Consider the following 17628-nt stretch of genomic DNA (forward strand, 5'->3'; position numbering starts at 1 on the left):
CGTCGGTCGTCATCGCCCCACCCCCACAAGGTCGTTGTCGTCGGCGCCCGCGAGGTCGCCGTCCAGCCCCAGCAGCAGCCGCACCACCGGCAGCACCGCATCCGCACGCGCGGTATCGAGATCGGCCCCGAAACCGGGTATGCCGGCGCCGCCGCCCGCCGCGCTCCCCCGCTCGCCCGGCCCCCGTCGGACCAGCTCGCCGAGCGTCCGCCGCACCCCCGGCTCGTACGCCGAGAAGGTCCGCCGCAGCAACGGCAGCACATCCGTGAACGCCTCCGCCGGCACCCCGGTCAGCCAGGCGTCGACCAGCCCGAGCAACCGCTCGTCGTGCACGAGCAGCAGCCCGCCCCCGGCACCACCGCCGACGAACCCCTCGATCCACGCGGCCGCGTCCGCGGGCGGCGTCCCCGGCGACAGCACGAGCCCCATGAGCCGCGCCGCCTCGTCCTGCCCCAACTCCCCGTCGTCCAGCAGCAACCGCACAGCGCGCCCTCGGACGACGCCGGGCACGGTGTCCCGGCCCGACAGCACGCGCAGCACGGACCGCCAGCGCAGGCGGAGGTCACGGTGGGGTGAGCCGGGGGCGCCCCGCTGGGGGTTCTCCACGGGCGGCACGGCGGCACGTGCGGGCTCACTGTCTTCGGGTGTTCCCTCCGCCGCCAGCACATCCGCCAGCAACCCCACCGCCCCGTGCACCGCGTCCACATGCCGCCGCATCTCCTCGGCCGCGTCCGCGTCGAGCGCGGCGCAAGCCGGGGGGAGACCGACGAAGACCCGTTCGGCGAGGCCCGCGGCGACCTCTGTCAGGGCGTGGGTGTCGGTGCCGCGCACGTCGCCGTAGCGCAGGGAGCGGACCAGGGCGGGCAGGGCCTGGGCGAGGTGGCCGACGTCGGCGTCGAGCGCGGCGCGGTCGGCGAGGACCCGCATCACCACCGGGAGCGCCTCGGGCAGTTCGGCCAGGAGGCAGCGCTCGGCGAGTGCGGTGACATCGGCAAGGCTCTGCGCCGTGACGGCGTCCGCCTGCGCCTTGGCGGTCGCCGCGGCGAGCACGGTCGTCCCCCACACGCCGGCCTCCGCGACCCGCACGGACAGCTCGGGCTCCCACCGCAGCCGCCACGTCTCCCGGAACGTCCCCGTGCTCCCCCGCGACGCCATCGGCTCGCCCCACCCGATGCCCAGCAGCCGCAGCCGGTGCAGCAGCCTGCTGCGCCCCGCGTCGGTCTCCTTGCGCAGGTCGAGCTCCAGCTCCCGCTCCAGCGCCTCCGGCTTGAGCCGCAGCCGACGCTGCGTCCGGTCGAGATCCCGCTGCAACGGCACCGCGGGCGCCCCCTGCGGCACCTCCCCCAGCACGTCCCCCACGACCAGCCGGTCGTGCACCAGCGACAGCGGCACGTCCGAGCCCTCGCACATCACCGCGCGCACCGCGTCGGTCGTCTCGTTCAGCCCCGCCAGTGGGCGGCCGCGCATCGCCGCGAGGGTCTGCGCGAGCCGCACCGCCTCGATGACATGGGCCGACGAGACGATCCGGTCCTCCTCCCGCAGCAGCCCCGCCACCTTGGTCATCCACCGCTCCACCGGACGGTCCGCGGCGCCGAACAGATGCCCGTACCAACCCGGCGAGTCGATACCGGCCCCGTATCCGCTGACCCGGGCCAGCCGCCGGTACGTCCACGGCACCCACGTCATGTCCGCCTTGACCTTGGGCAGCCCCTTCAACAGTGCCCGGTCGGCGGCGACGGCGGTCCTCTCCCGCAGCGCGGGCACGTGCCACGCCCCGCACACCACGGCCACCCCGCCCCCGAACTCCCGTTGCGCCGACCGCACTTGGAGCCGCATGTACGCCTCCCGCACGAGATCCCGGTCATGCCCCCCGCTCCCGTACGCCTCCCGCAGCGCCCCCATGGCCTCCTCGACCACGACGAACGGCGCGAACACATCCCCGGCACCGGCCCCCCGGTGCTCGACGACGTCCTCCCACCACCGCTCGGGGTCGTCGTAGCCGGCGGTCTCGGCGAGCACGGCGAGGGGGTCGATCCGGAGACCGGTGCGGGCGACCGGATCGGGGGCACCGTCACCCGCTTCCGCCCGGGAGCCAGGAGCCGTTCCGGGGCCGGGAGGGTCGGCCGTCTCCCCCACCGCCTCGTCGGCCCGCTCCGCCTCCCACGCCAACGAGTGCGTCGCCGGCAGGTCGATGAACCTCGCCGGGACCTCGTGCTCCAGGGCCCAGCGGATCGCCACCCACTCCGGGGAGAACTCGGCGAGCGGCCAGAACGCCGAGCGTCCCGGCTCGTCGACGGCGTGGGCGAGGAGAGCGACCGGTGGCCGCATGTCCTCGTCGGCGGCCAGCGGGATCAGGGCGTCGGCCTCGGGCGGACCCTCGATCAGGACGACCCGCGGCCGGGCCGCCTCCAGCGCCGCCCGCACGGCCCGCGCGGAACCGGGTCCGTGATGCCGTACGCCGAGCAGCAGCGGGTCCTTGCCGCCGGTCGTTCCTCCCCCATCACCCGCGACCGCCCCGCTCCCGCCGCCTGCTGCCGGCTCGCTCCCGTCGCTCACGGCCGCCCCACTCCCGTCCCTCTCACTTCCTGTCACACCGTCCCCCTCCCCTCCAGAACCACCGATCACCGAGCACCGATCACCGGCCACCAGTTCCTGACCGCCGCACCACACCCCCGACGCCCCCGCACGTCATGAACACCGAGCCGCGCGACGCCCCCTGGCTCCCGCCCGGGCCTCCCGATCCCCCGGAGCCGCCCGGGCCCTGGCCTCCGCCGGGGCGGCCCCACCCCAGGTCGTCCCGGCTCACGCGCTCACCTCCCGACAGGCGCGGTAGAAGTCCTTCCAGTCGTCGCGCTCCCGGACGACCGCCTCCAGGTACTCCTGCCAGATCACACGGTCGGCCGCCGGATCGCGGACCACGGCGCCGAGGATGCCCGCGGCGACATCGCCGGCCCGGAGTACGCCGTCGCCGAAGTGGGCAGCGAGGGCAAGCCCGTTGGTGACGACGGAGATCGCTTCCGCCGTCGACAGGGTGCCGCTGGGCGACTTGACCTTCGTACGGCCGTCCGACGTGATCCCGTCGCGCAGTTCACGGAAGACGGTCACCACCCGGCGGATCTCGTCGACCCCCTCGGGCACCGCCGGCAGGTCGAGGGAGCGGCCGATCTGGTCGACGCGCCGCGAGACGATGTCGACCTCGGCCTCGACGCTGTCCGGCAGCGGCAGCACGACCGTGTTGAAACGGCGGCGCAGGGCGCTGGAGAGGTCGTTGACCCCGCGGTCGCGGTCGTTGGCCGTGGCGATGAGGTTGAAGCCGCGGACGGCCTGCACCTCCTGGCCCAACTCCGGTATCGGCAGCGTCTTCTCGGAGAGGATCGTGATGAGCGTGTCCTGCACGTCGGCGGGGATGCGCGTCAGCTCCTCCACCCGCGCCGTCATCCCCTGCGCCATGGCCCGCATCACCGGGCTGGGCACCAGGGCGTCACGGCTGGGCCCGTTGGCGAGCAGCTGCGCGTAGTTCCAGCCGTACCGGATCGCCTCCTCCGGTGTGCCGGCCGTGCCCTGCACCAGCAGGGTCGAGTCGCCGCTGACCGCCGCGGCCAGGTGCTCGGACACCCAGGTCTTCGCGGTGCCGGGCACACCGAGCAGAAGCAGGGCGCGGTCGGTGGCGAGTGTGGTGACCGCGACCTCGACGAGGCGGCGCGGCCCCACGTACTTCGGTGTGATGACCGTGCCGTCGGGAAGCGTGCCGCCGAGCAGATACGTCGCCACCGCCCACGGGGACAGCTTCCAGCGGGCCGGGCGCGGGCGGTCGTCCTGGGCTGCCAGCGCGGTGAGTTCGGCGGCGAAGGCGTCCTCGGCGTGCGGACGCAACTCCTCGGTCGGCTCGTTCTCAGGTGATGCGGATGCTTCGACAGACATCGCGTCCACGGACACAGACATGGCTGAGAGCCCCCTCCAGCTCGGCCGGTTCGGATCTGGCACCCACGTTGCACCACGTCACTGACAACGCGATCTGACCTGCGGAAACGTGCTGGCGGGGCCGCTCGCCGGACCGATTGTCAGTGGTGGGATCTACCTTCGATGACATGACTCAGCAGGGGGTGCGCTGGAGCGCGGACCAGGTGCTGGCACTGGCGCCTGACGCCGCATCACGCAAAGCGGGAAGCAAACTCGGGGCGGCGGGGCCGTGGTCCGAGGCGGGGAGTTCCGACGAGGGGACGGTGTGGGGGCAGTGCAAGGGCAGTGGCAGCAAGCCGTATCAGACGGTCGTCGACATCGCGGACGTGTCCGGGCCGGCGTACAAGTGCAGTTGTCCGAGCCGCAAGTTCCCGTGCAAACACGCCCTCGGGCTGCTGCTGCTCTGGGCGGGCGAGGACGGCGCGGTGCCGCGGGGGCAGGCGCCGGACTGGGCGGAGCAGTGGCTGGAGGGGAGAAGGAAGCGGGCGGAGGAGAAGAAGGAGGCGACGGCGTCCGCCGGGGGCGGTGCTGATCCGGAGGCGGCCAGGCGCAGGGCGGAGCGCCGGGCCACGCTGGTCACCGCGGGGGCGACGGAGCTGGAGCAGCGTCTCGCGGATCTGCTGCGCGGCGGGCTCGCCGGTGCGGAGCAGGCGGGGTACGGGATGTGGGAGGAGACCGCGGCCCGCATGGTCGACGCCCAGGCGCCCGGACTCGCTGCCCGGGTGCGGGAGTTGGGGGCGATTCCGTCGTCCGGTCCGGGCTGGCCGGTGCGGCTGCTGGAGGAGTGCGCGCTCCTCCACCTCCTGGACCAGGGCTGGCTGCGGCGCGAGCGGCTGCCCGAGGGGCTGGCGGCGACGGTCCGCTCCCGTATCGGTCTGCCCGCCTCGGCGGACGGGCCGGCGGTGCGGGACCGCTGGCTGGTGCTCGCCCAGTACGACACGGCGGACGCCCGGCTGACGACCCGCCGGATCTGGCTGCACGGCGCCGAGTCCGGGCGCATGGCCCTGCTCCTCTCCTTCGGCGCCGCCGGCCGCGCCCCCGAACTGGCCCTGCCGGTGGGCCTGGTCCTGGAGGCGGAGGTGTCCGCGTATCCGGGTGCCGGGCAGGTGCGGGCGGCGCTGGGCGAGCAGTTCGCACCACCGGTGCCCGCGGAGATACGCCCGCCGGGGACGACCACGGCCCAGGCGGCAGTCCGTTACGGCGAGGCGCTGCGCGACGACCCGTGGCTGGACTCGGTCCCGGTGACGCTGGACCGGGTCGTCCCGACCCCGGACGGCGACACATGGCAACTGGCGGACGCCGACGGGGACACGGCCCTGCCGCTCACCCCCACCGCCCGCTCCCGCCCGGGCCTGTGGCGCCTGGTCGCCCTCTCGGGCGGCGCCCCGGTCAAGGTCTTCGGCGAGTGCGGCCACCGCGGCTTCACCCCGCTGACGGCCTGGCCCGAGGGGGCGGGCGAAGGGGTGGCGCTGTACTGAGCCGGCCGGCGCGTGGGACGCGCTGCCGCGCAGCCGCCCGCGTGTCCCAGGCCGAGCGTGCGGCGGCCCCCGAGGCGCCCGCACCGAGCCGCGTGACGCACCCGCGCCGACGCGACGCGACAGACGTACGCGATCACCGACACCACCAGCACAGCACCACCGGCACCGGCCCCGCGGCCCCCGCGCACACCGACGCCGATTCCATCCGCACCGACCTCGGAGGACATACGGACACCAACGTCCACGCCACGCGCACCAGCCGCACGGCTCACACGGACTCGGACGACAACACCCACGTCACCCGCGGCCGTCGCACGGCCCACACCGGCACCGTCACCAGGGCCCGCACCAGCGCCCGCGTCCCCTCCCGATCCCACTCCCGCCCCACCAGGCGCACCCATCGCCCCACCGCCCCCACACGCCACGGCATCCCACGGAAAGGACCCGCATGAACAGCACGTCCACACCTGTGGATTCACCCGCGCAGGACGTCTGGGAGGAACTCGTCACCACCGCCCTGCTCGGGACGGACCGGCGCACCCCGCCGGGCGCGACGCCCGGCCGGGCGGCACCCGTCGCCCTGCTGGACGCGGCGGCGACGCAGACCGTACGGCGGCGGGCCGGGCTGCGGCCCGCCCCGGCGGCGGCGCGGCCGGAACCGGCGCCCGCGGATCCCCGTCCCGCCCTGCCCGCCGCCGCGGCCCGCAGGCTCTCGATGCTGCTGGCCGACCGTCCGGGCACGGGCGGTGGAGGCCGTCGCGGCACGGCCCCGGACCTCATGGAACTGCTGCCCCAGTGGCTGGCGACGGCGAACGCCCGCGGCTTCGCGGCACCCCCCGAGATGCTGCCCGCGCTGCTGGACGCGGCCCGGGGACGTACGGACCTGCGGCCGGCGGCGCTGGCGTTCGCGGGCCCGCGTGCCGTGTGGCTGGCCCGGCTGAACCCGGACTGGCGGTTCGCCCTGCGCGCGGCACCGGGCGGGGATCCGGCGCTGCCGCACCCGCGGGACACGGACCGGGTCCGGCAGCTGTGGCAGGAGGGCCTGTTCGCGGAGCGGGTCGCGCTGCTCGCCGCGATACGCGCCCGTGAGCCCGCCGCCGCGCGGGAGCTGCTGGCGACGACGTGGGCGACGGAGCGGGCCGAGGACCGTCTGATGTTCCTGGACTCGCTGCGGACGGGTCTCGGCGCCGACGACGAGCCGTTCCTGGAGCAGGCGCTGGCCGACCGGAGCCGTAACGTCCGGTCGACCGCGGCCGAGTTGCTCTCCGCGCTGCCGGGTTCCGCGCTCGCCGCGCGGATGGCGGTCAGGGCGACGGCGTGCGTGGCCCTGGACCGTACACGGGAGACGCCGACGATCACCGTCGAGGCGCCGTTCGAGTGCGACGCGAGCATGGAGCGGGACGGTGTAGTGCTCAAGGCTCCGGCGGGACGGGGTGAACGGTCGTGGTGGTTCGGCCAGTTGGTGGAGGCGGCACCGCTGGGGACGTGGGCGGCGCGGCTCGGTGGGCGTTCGCCGCAGGAGATCGTGGCGCTGCCGGTGACGGACGACTGGCGGTCCGAGTTGCACGCGGCGTGGTGCCGGGCGGCCGTACGGCAGCGGGACGCGGCCTGGGCGCGTGCGCTGCTGGGAGCACCCGGGGCGCCCGAGGCCGGGGGTCCCGGGGCGGTGTCCCTGGCCGAGCGGGCCAAGCTGCTCGGCACGCTGGGCTCCGCCGAGCGGGCCGACTGGGTCGCCGGGTTCATCGCGGCGCACGGACTGTCGGAGGCGTTTCAGCTGCTCGGGGGGTGTGCGGTTCCGTGGGCGGGGCCGCTCGGGCGGGCCGTGGTGGACGCGCTCAACATCGCGCGGGACGCGGGGAGTTACCCATGGAGTTTCAGCGGAGTGATGGGGCTGGCGGAGCGGTGTCTCGATCCGTCCGAGGCGGGGCGGCTCGACGGGCTGCTGGCGGTGCCGGACGAGTCGGAGGACGCGAGCCCCGGGGCCGGCGGGTACTGGGCGGAGGCGTTCCAGCGGCTGGTGACGACGTTGCGGTTGCGGGCGGCGATGGCGCGGGAGTTGGGGGCGGTCTGACGGAGCCGGCCGGCGTCGGTCACGCCGGCCCGCTGTCCCGGAGCGGTCTAGGCACCCGCCGGCTGCTGCACGTTGGCCCGGACCCAGTCCACGATCGCCTGGGTGGTCGCTCCCGGGGTGAAGATCTCCGCGACGCCCTTCTCCTTCAGCGGGGCGATGTCCGCCTCGGGAATGATCCCGCCGCCGAAGACGAGGATGTCCGCCGCGTCCTGCTCCTTGAGCAGGTCGATGACGGCGGCGAACAGCGTGTTGTGGGCGCCGGAGAGGATGGAGAGGCCGATCGCGTCGGCGTCCTCCTGGATCGCGGTGTCGACGATCTGCTCGGGCGTCTGGTGGAGCCCGGTGTAGATGACCTCCATACCGGCGTCGCGCAGCGCCCGCGCGATCACCTTGGCCCCGCGATCGTGTCCGTCGAGCCCCGGCTTGGCCACCACGACGCGGATCGGACCGGCTGCCACACCCATCACTGCCTCCATGAAGCGACTACATCCATCCGTACCGACAAGTACCGAACATGCCATGTATGTCACCGCGACGGCGCCGATACGACACGGACGTCCTCACACCACCTTGTGCGAGGAAGTGAACGAACGTTATCTCCACCATCCCGTAACCGGCAGTTTCGCGGTGGAGACCGAGGGGGAAATCACACGGTGGGACACGTTCGCCGCGCACCGTTCCGAGTCTTTGCGGCACACGGGCCGCAGCGGTACGCGGCCCTCGTACCGCAGCGGGAGCAAGCGCAACGGGAGCCGCAACGAGGTCGCCGTGCCACCGCGCCGCGGGCCGCGCGCCGGGGCGGTGCGGCGTTCCGACGGTGGCATGAAGGGCACGTAGGGCAGGTAAGGCACGACAGCGGGGAGCCTCGTCGCCACACCGGCAGGGAGGCTCGTCAGGTCATCGGCGCACCACGCTCCATTCGCGCCGCTCGCCGAGCTCACCCCACGCGCCCTCCTCATGCCTCCTCGGTCACCTCCGCCGCGGCCTCCCACGAGGGCACACGGGGGACGGAGCTGTCTTCCCGTGCGCCGACAGGAGGTCGGCCATGAAGGTCACCAGGGCAGCGGCGCCCTTTCTTCCGCTCTGCCAGCGGCTGCTCCCGAGCAGAATCGCGGGCCTGTCCGTGGCTCTCCTGAAGGCGACAGCCCTGGAGATCGCGATCCTCGCCGGACACCTCCTCCTCTATCCCTCCGGTGTCCTGCAGGAGCGCCGGGCGCCGGCCGTCCCGCTCCCTTCCCCGGACGGCCCCGCCCAGCTGCCGACGGAGGCCAAACCGCCGGTCGTCCTGCTGCACGGCTTCATCGACAACCGATCGGTCTTCGTCCTGCTGCGCCGCAGCCTCCTCCAGCACGGCCACCGTCAGGTCGAGTCGCTCAACTACTCCCCGCTGACGTGCGACATCCGCACCGCGGCCGAGCTGCTCGGCCGGCACATAGCGGAGATCTGCGAGCGCACGGGCAGCAGCCAGGTCGATGTCGTCGGGCACAGCCTGGGCGGACTGATAGCGCGGTACTACGTACAGTGTCTCGGCGGTGACCTGCGGGTACGCACCCTGGTCACGCTCGGTACCCCGCATTCCGGGACCCGGGTGGTGCCGCTGGCGGACGCGCACCCGATCGTGCGGCAGATGCGCCCCGGCTCGGACGTCCTCGAGGAGCTGACCCACCCGGCGCCCGGCTGCCGTACGCACTTCGTGAGCTTCTGGAGCGACCTCGACCATCTGATGGAACCGCTGGAGACCGCCTGCATCGACCATCCCGACCTGATGGCGCAGAACGTCCGGGTGAGCGGGGTCGGGCATCTCGCACTCCCGGTGCACCCGGCCGTCGCGACCGGGATACGGCAGGCCCTCGACACTCCACCGACAGGAGCCACGGCCGCAGCCGATGCCGGCGGTCTGACAGTGGCCTGACAGCCGCAGGACAGCCGTCCAACATCGAACAATCTTCGAACACAAGGCCAAACTCGCGCCCGCAGTCCCCCGAAACACGGCCGAATGCCCGTTTCCTGAAGGCGCGAAACCCGTTGAAGATTGTCGCGCCCGCATACCGGCGGGTACAGTCACCGCACTGCTCTGGCAGCCCCTGTTGTCGAGGCGAAAGAGAAGTTGGTGAACGATCCGTACCCGTCGGGGACCATGACCACCCCGGCCCCCGCTTCCGACGCCTCGGCGCACTACACGTCGTACGGCACGCAGGAAGCCCAGTACGGTGACCACGCCACGTACGGTTACGACACGGGCGCCCACACCACCGCGCACTTCGACGCGGACCCCCTGTTCGGCAGTCTCCCCGGTGACAACACCGGGTCGTACGACGCCGGTCAGTGGGCCACGGACAGTCATCAGACCCTGAACTACGACGCGTACGCGGCCCAGCACCACGCCGCCTACGACACCGGCGCGTACGACGCGACGGCCTGGGCCGGCGAGCACCAGCAGCTCTCCGTGATCCCCCCGCAGGCCGGCGCGCCCGACGCGAGCGGCCAGTGGGACGCGAACGCCTGGCTTCAGCCCGACCAGTCCGGGGGCACCGCCGACCAGACCCAGCACTGGGAATGGGGCACGCAGGCCTTCGACACCGGCGCGTACGACGCCACGCAGTGGAACTCCGACGGCACCACGCCGGCCCACGAGGAGCCCGTCGACCATCAGTCGACCGCGATGTTCGAGCAGGTGGCGTACGAGGAACCGGCCGCGCACGACGCCGAGTTGAGCGCCACCGGTGAGCTGCCCGCCCTCTCCGAGGACGACGACGCCCCGCTCCTGGACGATCAGGAAGACGCCGCCCCGGCCCCGGGCTCACGCATGGCCGCCCGTAACGCGGGCCGTTCCCGCCGCCGTCCGCCCCCCAAGCGCTCCGCGCTGATGAAGATCGCCGTGCCCTCCGCGTGCGTCATGGGTGTCACCGGGATCGCCGCCGCTTCCGTCGGCGGCCTGAGCGACGACAAGAACACCTCGACGACCGCGTCCGACGTGACGACCAAGTCCGTCAAGCCGTCCGCCGCGAACAACAAGCTGGACACCCAGCTCGCGAGCCTCTCCGCGGGCGCCGACGACTTCGCCGACCGGGCCAGCCGTACGCAGGAGCGCATCGACCTCAAGGCCCAGCAGGTGGCCGAGAAGAAGAAGGCGGCGGAGGAGGCGGCCCGCAAGGAGCGGCTGCGCCCCAAGTTCGCGCTCCCGGTGGCCCGGCACGGCCTCAGCGCCTACTACGGTCAGGCCGGCGTCAACTGGATGTCCGTGCACACCGGCATCGACTTCCCGGTCTCCTACGGCACGACGGTGATGGCCGCGACCGACGGCACCGTGCGGACGCAGTGGAACAGCGCCTACGGCAACATGATGATCGTGACCGCGATGGACGGCACGGAGACGTGGTACTGCCACCTCTCCAGCTACCGTGTCGCCTCCGGTACGACCGTCAAGGCCGGCGACCCGATCGCGTACTCCGGCAACTCCGGCAACTCCACGGGACCGCACCTGCACTTCGAGGTGCGCCCGGCCGGTGGCTCGGCGATCGACCCGCTTCCGTGGCTGCGCAGCCACGGGCTGGACCCGACGTAAGACGTCAGGCGACAACTTCCCTGTGAGCCCCCGCACTTCACGGCAGCGGGGGCTCACTCATGGAACCGCCTGGAACCGCCCTTACAGCTTCTCCACCGGCGCGTACCGCAGCAGCAGCCGCTTCGGCTTGGTGTCACCGAAGTCGATCGTCGCCTCGGTGTTCGCGCCCGTGCCCTTCACCGATGTCACCGTGCCGAGCCCGAACTGGTCGTGTGTGACGCGGTCCCCGACGGCCAGCGAGACGACCGGCTTGTCGGAGGCGCGGCTCGTGGCGAAGCCGGACGCTCCCCTCGCCGAGGAGCGGGAGCGGGACGAGGACAGGGAGGCGGCCACTCCCGACGCGGGCCCGGAGGAGACCGGCGTGGTGGCACCCGTCCGCTTCCAGTCCACGTGCTGCTCCGGGATCTCCGACAGGAAGCGCGAGGGCGGGTTGTAGGACGGCTGGCCCCACGCGCTGCGCAGCGCCGACCGCGTCAGATACAGCCGTTCCCGCGCGCGCGTGATGCCGACGTACGCCAGGCGCCGCTCCTCCTCCAGCTCCTTGGTCTGGCCGAGGGAGCGCATGTGCGGGAAGACGCCGTCCTCCATGCCGGTCAGGAAGACGACCGGGAACTCCAGTCCCTTGGCGGTGTGCAGGGTCATCAGGGTGATGACGCCGGAGCCGTCCTCGTCCTCGTCGGGGATCTGGTCGGAGTCGGCGACGAGCGCGACCCGCTCGAGGAACGCGGCGAGACCGACCGGAGCCGCCGCCTCGCCTTCCGCGGCTTCCCCGGACTCCTGCTCGAACTCCAGGGCCACGGCGGCGAGTTCCTGGAGGTTCTCGATCCGGGTCTCGTCCTGCGGGTCGGTGGAGGCCTGCAACTCGGCCAGATAGCCGGTGCGTTCGAGCACCGCCTCCAGGACGGTCGCCGGGCCCGCGCCGGACTCGACGATCGTACGGAGCTCCTCCATCAGCACGTTGAACCGCTTCACGGCGTTCGTCGACCGCGCGGCCATGCCGTACGCCTCGTCGACCCGCTTCAGCGCCTGCGGGAAGCTGATCTTCTCGCGCTGGGACAGGGCGTCGATCATCGCCTCGGCGCGCTCGCCGATACCGCGCTTGGGGACGTTGAGGATGCGGCGCAGCGGCACCGAGTCCTCGGGGTTGGCGAGGACACGCAGGTAGGCCAGGACGTCCCGGACCTCCTTGCGCTCGTAGAAGCGGACACCGCCGACGACCTTGTAGGGCAGGCCGACGCGGATGAAGATCTCTTCGAAGACACGGGACTGGGCGTTGGTCCGGTAGAAGACGGCGACGTCGCCGGCCTTGGCGTCGCCCGAGTCCGTCAGTCGGTCTATCTCCTCGGCGACGAACTGCGCCTCGTCGTGCTCGGTGTCGGCGACATATCCGGTGATGCGCGCGCCCGCGCCCGCGTTGGTCCACAGGTTCTTGGGGCGGCGGGACTCGTTGCGCTCGATGACCGCGTTGGCGGCGGACAGGATCGTCTGTGTGGAGCGGTAGTTCTGCTCCAGCAGGATCGTCGTCGCGTTCGGGTAGTCCTCCTCGAACTGGAGGATGTTGCGGATCGTCGCGCCGCGGAAGGCGTAGATCGACTGGTCGGCGTCGCCCACGACACACAGTTCGGCGGGCGGGAGGTCGAACTCGGCCGGAGGGACGTCGACGGGGTGCTCGCTCGTCCCCACGAGCTCGCGGACCAGCGTGTACTGGGCGTGGTTGGTGTCCTGGTACTCGTCGACGAGGACATGCCGGAAGCGCCGGTGGTAGTGCTCGGCGACGTCCGGGAAGGCGCGCAGCAGATTGACCGTGGTCATGATCAGGTCGTCGAAGTCGAGCGCGTTGGCCTCCCGCAGCCGCGCCTGGTACATGGCGTAGGCCTGGGCGAGGGTCTTCTCGAAGCCGTCGGTGGCCTGGGCGGCGAAGTCCTCCTCGTCGATCAGCTCGTTCTTGAGGTTGCTGATCTTGGCGCTGAAGGACTTGGGCGGGAAGCGCTTGGGGTCGAGGTCGAGGTCACGGCAGACCAGGGCCATCAGACGCTTGGAGTCGGCCGCGTCGTAGATCGAGAACGACGACGTGAAGCCGAGCTTCTTGGATTCCCTCCGCAGGATCCGCACGCACGCGCTGTGGAACGTCATCACCCACATCGCGTTGGCGCGCGGGCCGACGAGCTGCTCGACGCGCTCCTTCATCTCGCCCGCGGCCTTGTTGGTGAAGGTGATCGCGAGGATCTGGCCCGGGTGGACATTCCGCTCGGCCAGCAGGTAGGCGATGCGGTGGGTGAGCACCCGCGTCTTGCCGGAGCCGGCGCCGGCCACGATGAGCAGCGGGGTGTCGGAGTGCACGACGGCCGCGCGCTGGTTCTCGTTGAGTCCGTCGATGAGCGCGGCCGCGTCCAGCACGGGGCGCGGGGCGCCGTCGCGGTAGTACGCGTCCCGGTCCGGCGGCACGTCGAACCTGCCGCCGAACAGGTCGTCCGGAACGGGTTCCGGTACGTGCTCGTCCTCGGGCGGTGGCGGGGGCTCCTCCTCGCGGCCCTTAGAGGCTTGGAGGTCCGCCAGGAAGCTGTCGTCAAAGAGGCTGCTCATCGCTCTCCGAGTCTAGGGCTCCCCACTGACACCCCGCCGCCGCCCCGAGAACATGGGCCGACCTCATCACCCTCCATCACCGTCCCGACACGTTCCGCGACGGATCGACCGCAATGCGCACAAGTCATTGCAGATCACTCCGTATGTACCACCGCGAGCAACGTCCTGACCTAAGGTCACGAAAATGTATCGGGCCTATCGGACATCAACCTTCACAGGGGCCACACCCGTTGGCTACCGTGCCGGAAGGCCGTACGACCCCCACCGGCGAACGTCGCCGGGCCGCGCGGCCTCCGCCGAATCCGGAGCGCCGCCGCGCACCCGGAACCGGGGACCCACCGAACTTGGGGTGAATCGGCCGACTCCCGCACCGGGAACAGCCGTAGGGCAACCCTTCCGAACCACCCGCCCGAACCCGACAGCTAACTCGGTAGGCGGAGTATGGAAGGAGTCGCCGACCTTGGCGTCGCACCGCAAGCCGCCTCCCCCGGGTACGCGCGTAGCCGGCATACGCACACCCGCTCTCGCCACGGCCGCCCTCACCTCCGTGGCCCTGCTCTCCCAGACGGCCACCGCCGCGCCCTCGACCGATGACAAGCCGAGCATCGAGGAAGTCGAGAAGAAGGTCGACGACCTCTACCGCCAGGCGGAGTCGGCGACCGAGAAGTACAACTCGGCCAAGGAGAAGACCTCCAAGCAGCGCAAGGAGGTCGACACCCTCCTCGACGACGTCGCCCAGCGCACCCAGAAGCTCAACGAGGCCCGCGAGGAGCTCGGTTCCTTCGCCGCGGCCCAGTACCGCACCGGCGCCTCCGCGCCCGACACCGCGACCTTCCTGCTCGCGGACTCCCCGCAGGACTACTTCGACCAGACGCAGCTGATGGGCCGTATGACGTCCCGTCAGAAGGACGCGGTCGACGACTACGTCACCGAGCAGTCCGCGACGATGAAGAAGCGCCAGGAGGCCACCGACAGCCTCGAGACGCTCTCCGACGCGCAGGGCGACCTGAAGACCGCCAAGGCGACCGTTCAGCGGAAGCTGTCCGCCGCGCGCGAGCTGCTGTCGCAGCTGACCGCCGAGGAGAAGGCGCGCCTCGCGGCGATCGAGAAGAAGAAGCAGGAAGAGGCCGCCCGCAAGGCCGCCGAGCTGGCGAAGCAGCAGGCGGCCGAGCAGAAGGCGGCGGCGGAGGCCGCCGCGGCCGAGGAGTCGGCGGGCAGCTCCTCGTCGTCCACGGAGACCGCGGAGACCTCGGACTCCTCGTACGCCACGAAGGCCGAGAAGGCCCTCGCCTTCGCCCGCTCCCAGGTGGGCAAGCCGTACGTCTGGGGCGCCACCGGCCCCGACTCCTACGACTGCTCCGGCCTCACCCAGGCCGCCTGGAACGCCGCCGGAATCTCTCTCCCCCGCACCACCTACGACCAGGTGAACGCCGGCACCACGGTCACCCTCGCCAACGCCCAGCCCGGCGACCTCGTCTTCTTCTACGACGATGTCACCCACGTCGGCATCTACATCGGCAACGGCAAGATGATCCACGCGCCGAAGCCGGGGGCGTACGTGCGCGAGGAGTCCATCTACTACGACGGCGAGTCGGCGATCCACAGCGTCGTACGGCCGGCCTGACGCGCGGCAGGGCCCTGGCGTCAGTGACCTCCCCGGTTCTCGACGCAGGGCCCCTCGCCGGGCTGGGGCTCGACATAGACGCCGTGCACCTCGCCGGTCAGCTCGTCCTTCGTCACCCGTCCGGAGACGCACACGACGCCCGTGTAGACGGCGTAGTACCCGTTCCCGACGAAGACCCCGTGCTTCTCACCGCACCCGACCCGCCGCAGCGCCGCCTCGACCCGCTCGTCGCCGAAGACACCGAACTCCCCCGATCCGCCCTCCTTCCGGACCTTCTCCAGCTCCGCCAGGATCAGCTCGGCCGACGCCTGCCCGCCGGCCTGCTGCTCGGCACTCAAGGACGCCTGCATGCGGTACGCGTGGTTGTCGGCGTAGTTGGGGGGAGCGTCCCCGGGTCCGTCCTGCTGTTCTCCGGCCGTGTCCGATGCGGAGGGGGAGGGAGGCAGGGCGGTGGGCGTCGCCGAGGACTGCGCGCACTTCGGCGGGGGCGGATAGGAGGAGGTCGGCGAGGCCGGCCGAGCGGCGCCGGCCCCATCGGCCGCCCCGCCTTTCTGACTCCCGCATGCGGTGAGGGCGACCGCCACGAGGGCGAGGGCAACTGATCGTCTGAGAGCCATGGCCAGAGTCTGGCGCCCGACGACGGGGTTTGTCATGAGCGGAACTACTCAGACGACGGGCAGGTCCGTGCCGGCATCGGGCGATAAAAGTCCAGGTGGGGTGGTTCCGGTGCGATCCGGGCGTGGGACCCATCTGCCCATCACTCCGCACACCTGCCCACCGGGCCGCGCCCCCCTCCCATGACTGCGCCCGCGCGTATTTGCCCGCGCCCGCTCGCGCGCCCCGCCCCCGAGCCGGGCCGCGCTCCTTAGCATCGCCCCATGTCCGGCGCCTCCCCCCGCTCCCCCCTCCACGCCTGGTGGTCCCAGCGGCCGCCCGCCGCCGGGGCCGCCGTGATGGCGACCGGCATCGTGTCCGTCGCTCTGCATCTGACGAGGTACGAGACCCTGTCGCGGATCACCCTCACGCTGGCCGGCGTCGCGTGGGTCGCGTTGGCCGCCGACTTCGCCGTACGGCTGTTGTGGGACCGGGCGAGGTGGGTGGCGGAGGCCGAGACGCCGGGCGCGCTCACCGCCGTAGCCGCTACGGCCGTGCTCGGTACCCGGGTCTCGGCGCTCGGCCGGCAGCAGCTCGCCGAGGCGCTGCTCGCGCTCGCGGCGCTGTTGTGGCCGGTGCTGATCGCGCTGGTCGTGACGCACTGGACGCGGCGGATGCCGGGGTCGGTGTTCCTGGGCTGCGTCGCCACGCAGGGTCTCGCGGTGCTCGGCGCCACGCTCGCCGCGGCCGAGTCGACGGCGTGGCTCGCCCACGCGGCGCTCGTGCTGTTCTGGCTCGGCCTCGTCCTCTACGGCCTCGCCCTGGCCCGCTTCGACCTGCGGCAGGTGACCGCGGGCGCCGGGGACCACTGGGTGGCCGGCGGGGCGCTCGCGATCTCGGCGCTCGCCGGGTCGAAGCTCGTCGCGGCCGACAGCGCCCCGCTGTACCTGTGGAACGACGACGACAGCGGCGTCCTGCGGGCCGTGACGGTCGCACTGCTCGTGCTCGACCTGGCCTGGTACGTCGTCCTGCTCGCCGCGGAGGCGCTGAAGCCCCGGCCGCGCTACGACGTGCGCCGCTGGGCGACCGTGTTCCCGATGGGCATGACAGCGGCGGCGACGCTGTCCGTCGCCGCCGCCCTCGACGTGTCCTGGCTCAGGACACCCGGTCAGGTGCTGCTGTGGATCGCGGTGGCCGCCTGGCTCGCCGTCGCCGCGGGCGCCGTCGCGTCGGCGCGCGCCGGACTCAGGTCCACAGCACCGCGATGAAGATGTCCGCGACGGTCAGCGCGCCCACCAGTCCGAACAGCCCCTTCTCCACCTTCTCGTCGTCCCGCTTCACATAGACGAGGCCGAGGATCACCACCAGCAGGGCCAGCTTGATGCCGATCTTGACGTTGTTGACGGACTGGTCGTCCGCCTGGTTGAGGCCGACCAGGATCACCCCGGTGACCAGCATGGTGAGCGCGCCGTGCAGCATCGCCGGGACGAAGCGGGCGGTGCCCTGACCCATGGCCTTCATCTGGGTGAGGAATCCGCCGAGCAACGAGGCGATGCCGATGATGTGCAGGCCCACGAAGAGGTGGATGAGTACGTCCATGAGGCCGGAGCCTAATCAGAGGCACTTGAGTCGCCCTACACCGCCCTGCCTCTTCCGCCACGATCCCGCACATACGTGATCTTGCATATATGCGGGCCATAGCACCCCGTCACCTCCCCCCGTTCCGGAATCCGCACTTCGGTCATCACCCTGC

General features: G+C 72.2%; 12 protein-coding genes and 1 riboswitch. Of the genes, 6 read left to right on the forward strand and 6 right to left on the reverse strand.

Features of this window, described 5'->3' with window-relative positions; genetic code table 11:
- Positions 1-9: 9 nt before the first annotated feature.
- Together ACIOHP_RS02280 and ACIOHP_RS02285 are read right to left on the reverse strand one after the other, a co-directional pair.
- A complete protein-coding gene (locus tag ACIOHP_RS02280; protein ID WP_401882544.1) occupies positions 10-2556 on the reverse strand; it encodes a DUF5682 family protein in 2547 nt (848 codons plus the stop codon).
- Between the two features lie 246 nt (positions 2557-2802).
- Positions 2803-3942 carry an AAA family ATPase gene (locus ACIOHP_RS02285; protein WP_361550887.1) on the reverse strand — a complete coding sequence of 380 codons (1140 nt, stop codon included), beginning with the start codon at positions 3940-3942 and terminating at the stop codon, positions 2803-2805.
- A gap of 146 nt (positions 3943-4088) precedes the next feature.
- Between ACIOHP_RS02285 and ACIOHP_RS02290 the strand changes: the two genes are divergently transcribed.
- On the forward strand, positions 4089-5438 hold the full coding sequence (locus tag ACIOHP_RS02290) for an SWIM zinc finger family protein (protein ID WP_401882547.1): 1350 nt from the start codon (positions 4089-4091) through the stop codon (positions 5436-5438).
- Between the two features lie 448 nt (positions 5439-5886).
- Positions 5887-7509 (forward strand): DUF5691 domain-containing protein, encoded by a 1623-nt coding sequence (locus ACIOHP_RS02295; protein WP_361550878.1) that lies wholly within the window; start codon positions 5887-5889, stop codon positions 7507-7509.
- A 47-nt stretch (positions 7510-7556) separates the two neighbouring features.
- On the opposite strand, the gene ACIOHP_RS02300 is transcribed toward ACIOHP_RS02295, so the two are convergent.
- Positions 7557-7973 (reverse strand): cobalamin B12-binding domain-containing protein, encoded by a 417-nt coding sequence (locus tag ACIOHP_RS02300; RefSeq protein ID WP_401882551.1) that lies wholly within the window; start codon positions 7971-7973, stop codon positions 7557-7559.
- A gap of 581 nt (positions 7974-8554) precedes the next feature.
- Here ACIOHP_RS02300 and ACIOHP_RS02305 point away from each other — a divergent pair.
- Together ACIOHP_RS02305 and ACIOHP_RS02310 are read left to right on the forward strand one after the other, a co-directional pair.
- Complete coding sequence (locus ACIOHP_RS02305) at positions 8555-9421, forward strand: lipase family alpha/beta hydrolase (RefSeq protein ID WP_401882553.1); 867 nt, start codon at positions 8555-8557, stop codon at positions 9419-9421.
- Between the two features lie 225 nt (positions 9422-9646).
- Positions 9647-11074 carry a peptidoglycan DD-metalloendopeptidase family protein gene (locus tag ACIOHP_RS02310; protein ID WP_401883125.1) on the forward strand — a complete coding sequence of 476 codons (1428 nt, stop codon included), beginning with the start codon at positions 9647-9649 and terminating at the stop codon, positions 11072-11074.
- Positions 11075-11155: 81 nt separating this feature from the next.
- Here the strand turns inward: ACIOHP_RS02310 and pcrA are convergent, their stop codons facing one another.
- A complete protein-coding gene (gene pcrA, locus ACIOHP_RS02315; protein WP_401882556.1) occupies positions 11156-13657 on the reverse strand; it encodes a DNA helicase PcrA in 2502 nt (833 codons plus the stop codon).
- Positions 13658-13941: 284 nt separating this feature from the next.
- A riboswitch (cyclic di-AMP (ydaO/yuaA leader) is annotated at positions 13942-14110 on the forward strand.
- 7 nt (positions 14111-14117) lie between these two features.
- On the opposite strand from pcrA, the gene ACIOHP_RS02320 reads away from it, so the two are divergent.
- Entirely contained in the window at positions 14118-15281 is a 1164-nt protein-coding gene (locus tag ACIOHP_RS02320) for an NlpC/P60 family protein (protein ID WP_361550869.1), read from the forward strand.
- Between the two features lie 20 nt (positions 15282-15301).
- On the opposite strand, the gene ACIOHP_RS02325 is transcribed toward ACIOHP_RS02320, so the two are convergent.
- Entirely contained in the window at positions 15302-15898 is a 597-nt protein-coding gene (locus ACIOHP_RS02325) for a hypothetical protein (RefSeq protein ID WP_401882560.1), read from the reverse strand.
- Between the two features lie 261 nt (positions 15899-16159).
- Between ACIOHP_RS02325 and ACIOHP_RS02330 the strand changes: the two genes are divergently transcribed.
- Positions 16160-17143, forward strand: coding sequence for a tellurite resistance/C4-dicarboxylate transporter family protein (locus ACIOHP_RS02330; protein ID WP_401882563.1), 984 nt, complete (start codon positions 16160-16162; stop codon positions 17141-17143).
- On the opposite strand, the gene ACIOHP_RS02335 is transcribed toward ACIOHP_RS02330, so the two are convergent.
- Positions 17121-17474 (reverse strand): hypothetical protein, encoded by a 354-nt coding sequence (locus ACIOHP_RS02335; protein ID WP_307026923.1) that lies wholly within the window; start codon positions 17472-17474, stop codon positions 17121-17123. The genes ACIOHP_RS02330 and ACIOHP_RS02335 overlap by 23 nt on opposite strands.
- Positions 17475-17628: the final 154 nt, after the last annotated feature.

It is taken from the genome of Streptomyces sp. NPDC087859 (assembly GCF_044742595.1).
In the GTDB taxonomy this organism is placed as follows: domain Bacteria; phylum Actinomycetota; class Actinomycetes; order Streptomycetales; family Streptomycetaceae; genus Streptomyces; species Streptomyces canus_F.

What these genes read in the sequence shown, in the direction of transcription:
- ACIOHP_RS02285 (WP_361550887.1), bottom strand. Translation starts at nt 3,942, where the DNA reads ATGTCTGTGTCCGTGGACGCGATGTCTGTCGAAGCATCCGCATCACCT.
- ACIOHP_RS02290 (WP_401882547.1), top strand. Translation starts at nt 4,089, where the DNA reads ATGACTCAGCAGGGGGTGCGCTGGAGCGCGGACCAGGTGCTGGCACTG.
- ACIOHP_RS02295 (WP_361550878.1), top strand. Translation starts at nt 5,887, where the DNA reads ATGAACAGCACGTCCACACCTGTGGATTCACCCGCGCAGGACGTCTGG.
- ACIOHP_RS02300 (WP_401882551.1), bottom strand. Translation starts at nt 7,973, where the DNA reads ATGGGTGTGGCAGCCGGTCCGATCCGCGTCGTGGTGGCCAAGCCGGGG.
- ACIOHP_RS02305 (WP_401882553.1), top strand. Translation starts at nt 8,555, where the DNA reads ATGAAGGTCACCAGGGCAGCGGCGCCCTTTCTTCCGCTCTGCCAGCGG.
- ACIOHP_RS02310 (WP_401883125.1), top strand. Translation starts at nt 9,647, where the DNA reads ATGACCACCCCGGCCCCCGCTTCCGACGCCTCGGCGCACTACACGTCG.
- pcrA (WP_401882556.1), bottom strand. Translation starts at nt 13,657, where the DNA reads ATGAGCAGCCTCTTTGACGACAGCTTCCTGGCGGACCTCCAAGCCTCT.
- ACIOHP_RS02325 (WP_401882560.1), bottom strand. Translation starts at nt 15,898, where the DNA reads ATGGCTCTCAGACGATCAGTTGCCCTCGCCCTCGTGGCGGTCGCCCTC.
- ACIOHP_RS02330 (WP_401882563.1), top strand. Translation starts at nt 16,160, where the DNA reads ATGTCCGGCGCCTCCCCCCGCTCCCCCCTCCACGCCTGGTGGTCCCAG.
- ACIOHP_RS02335 (WP_307026923.1), bottom strand. Translation starts at nt 17,474, where the DNA reads ATGGACGTACTCATCCACCTCTTCGTGGGCCTGCACATCATCGGCATC.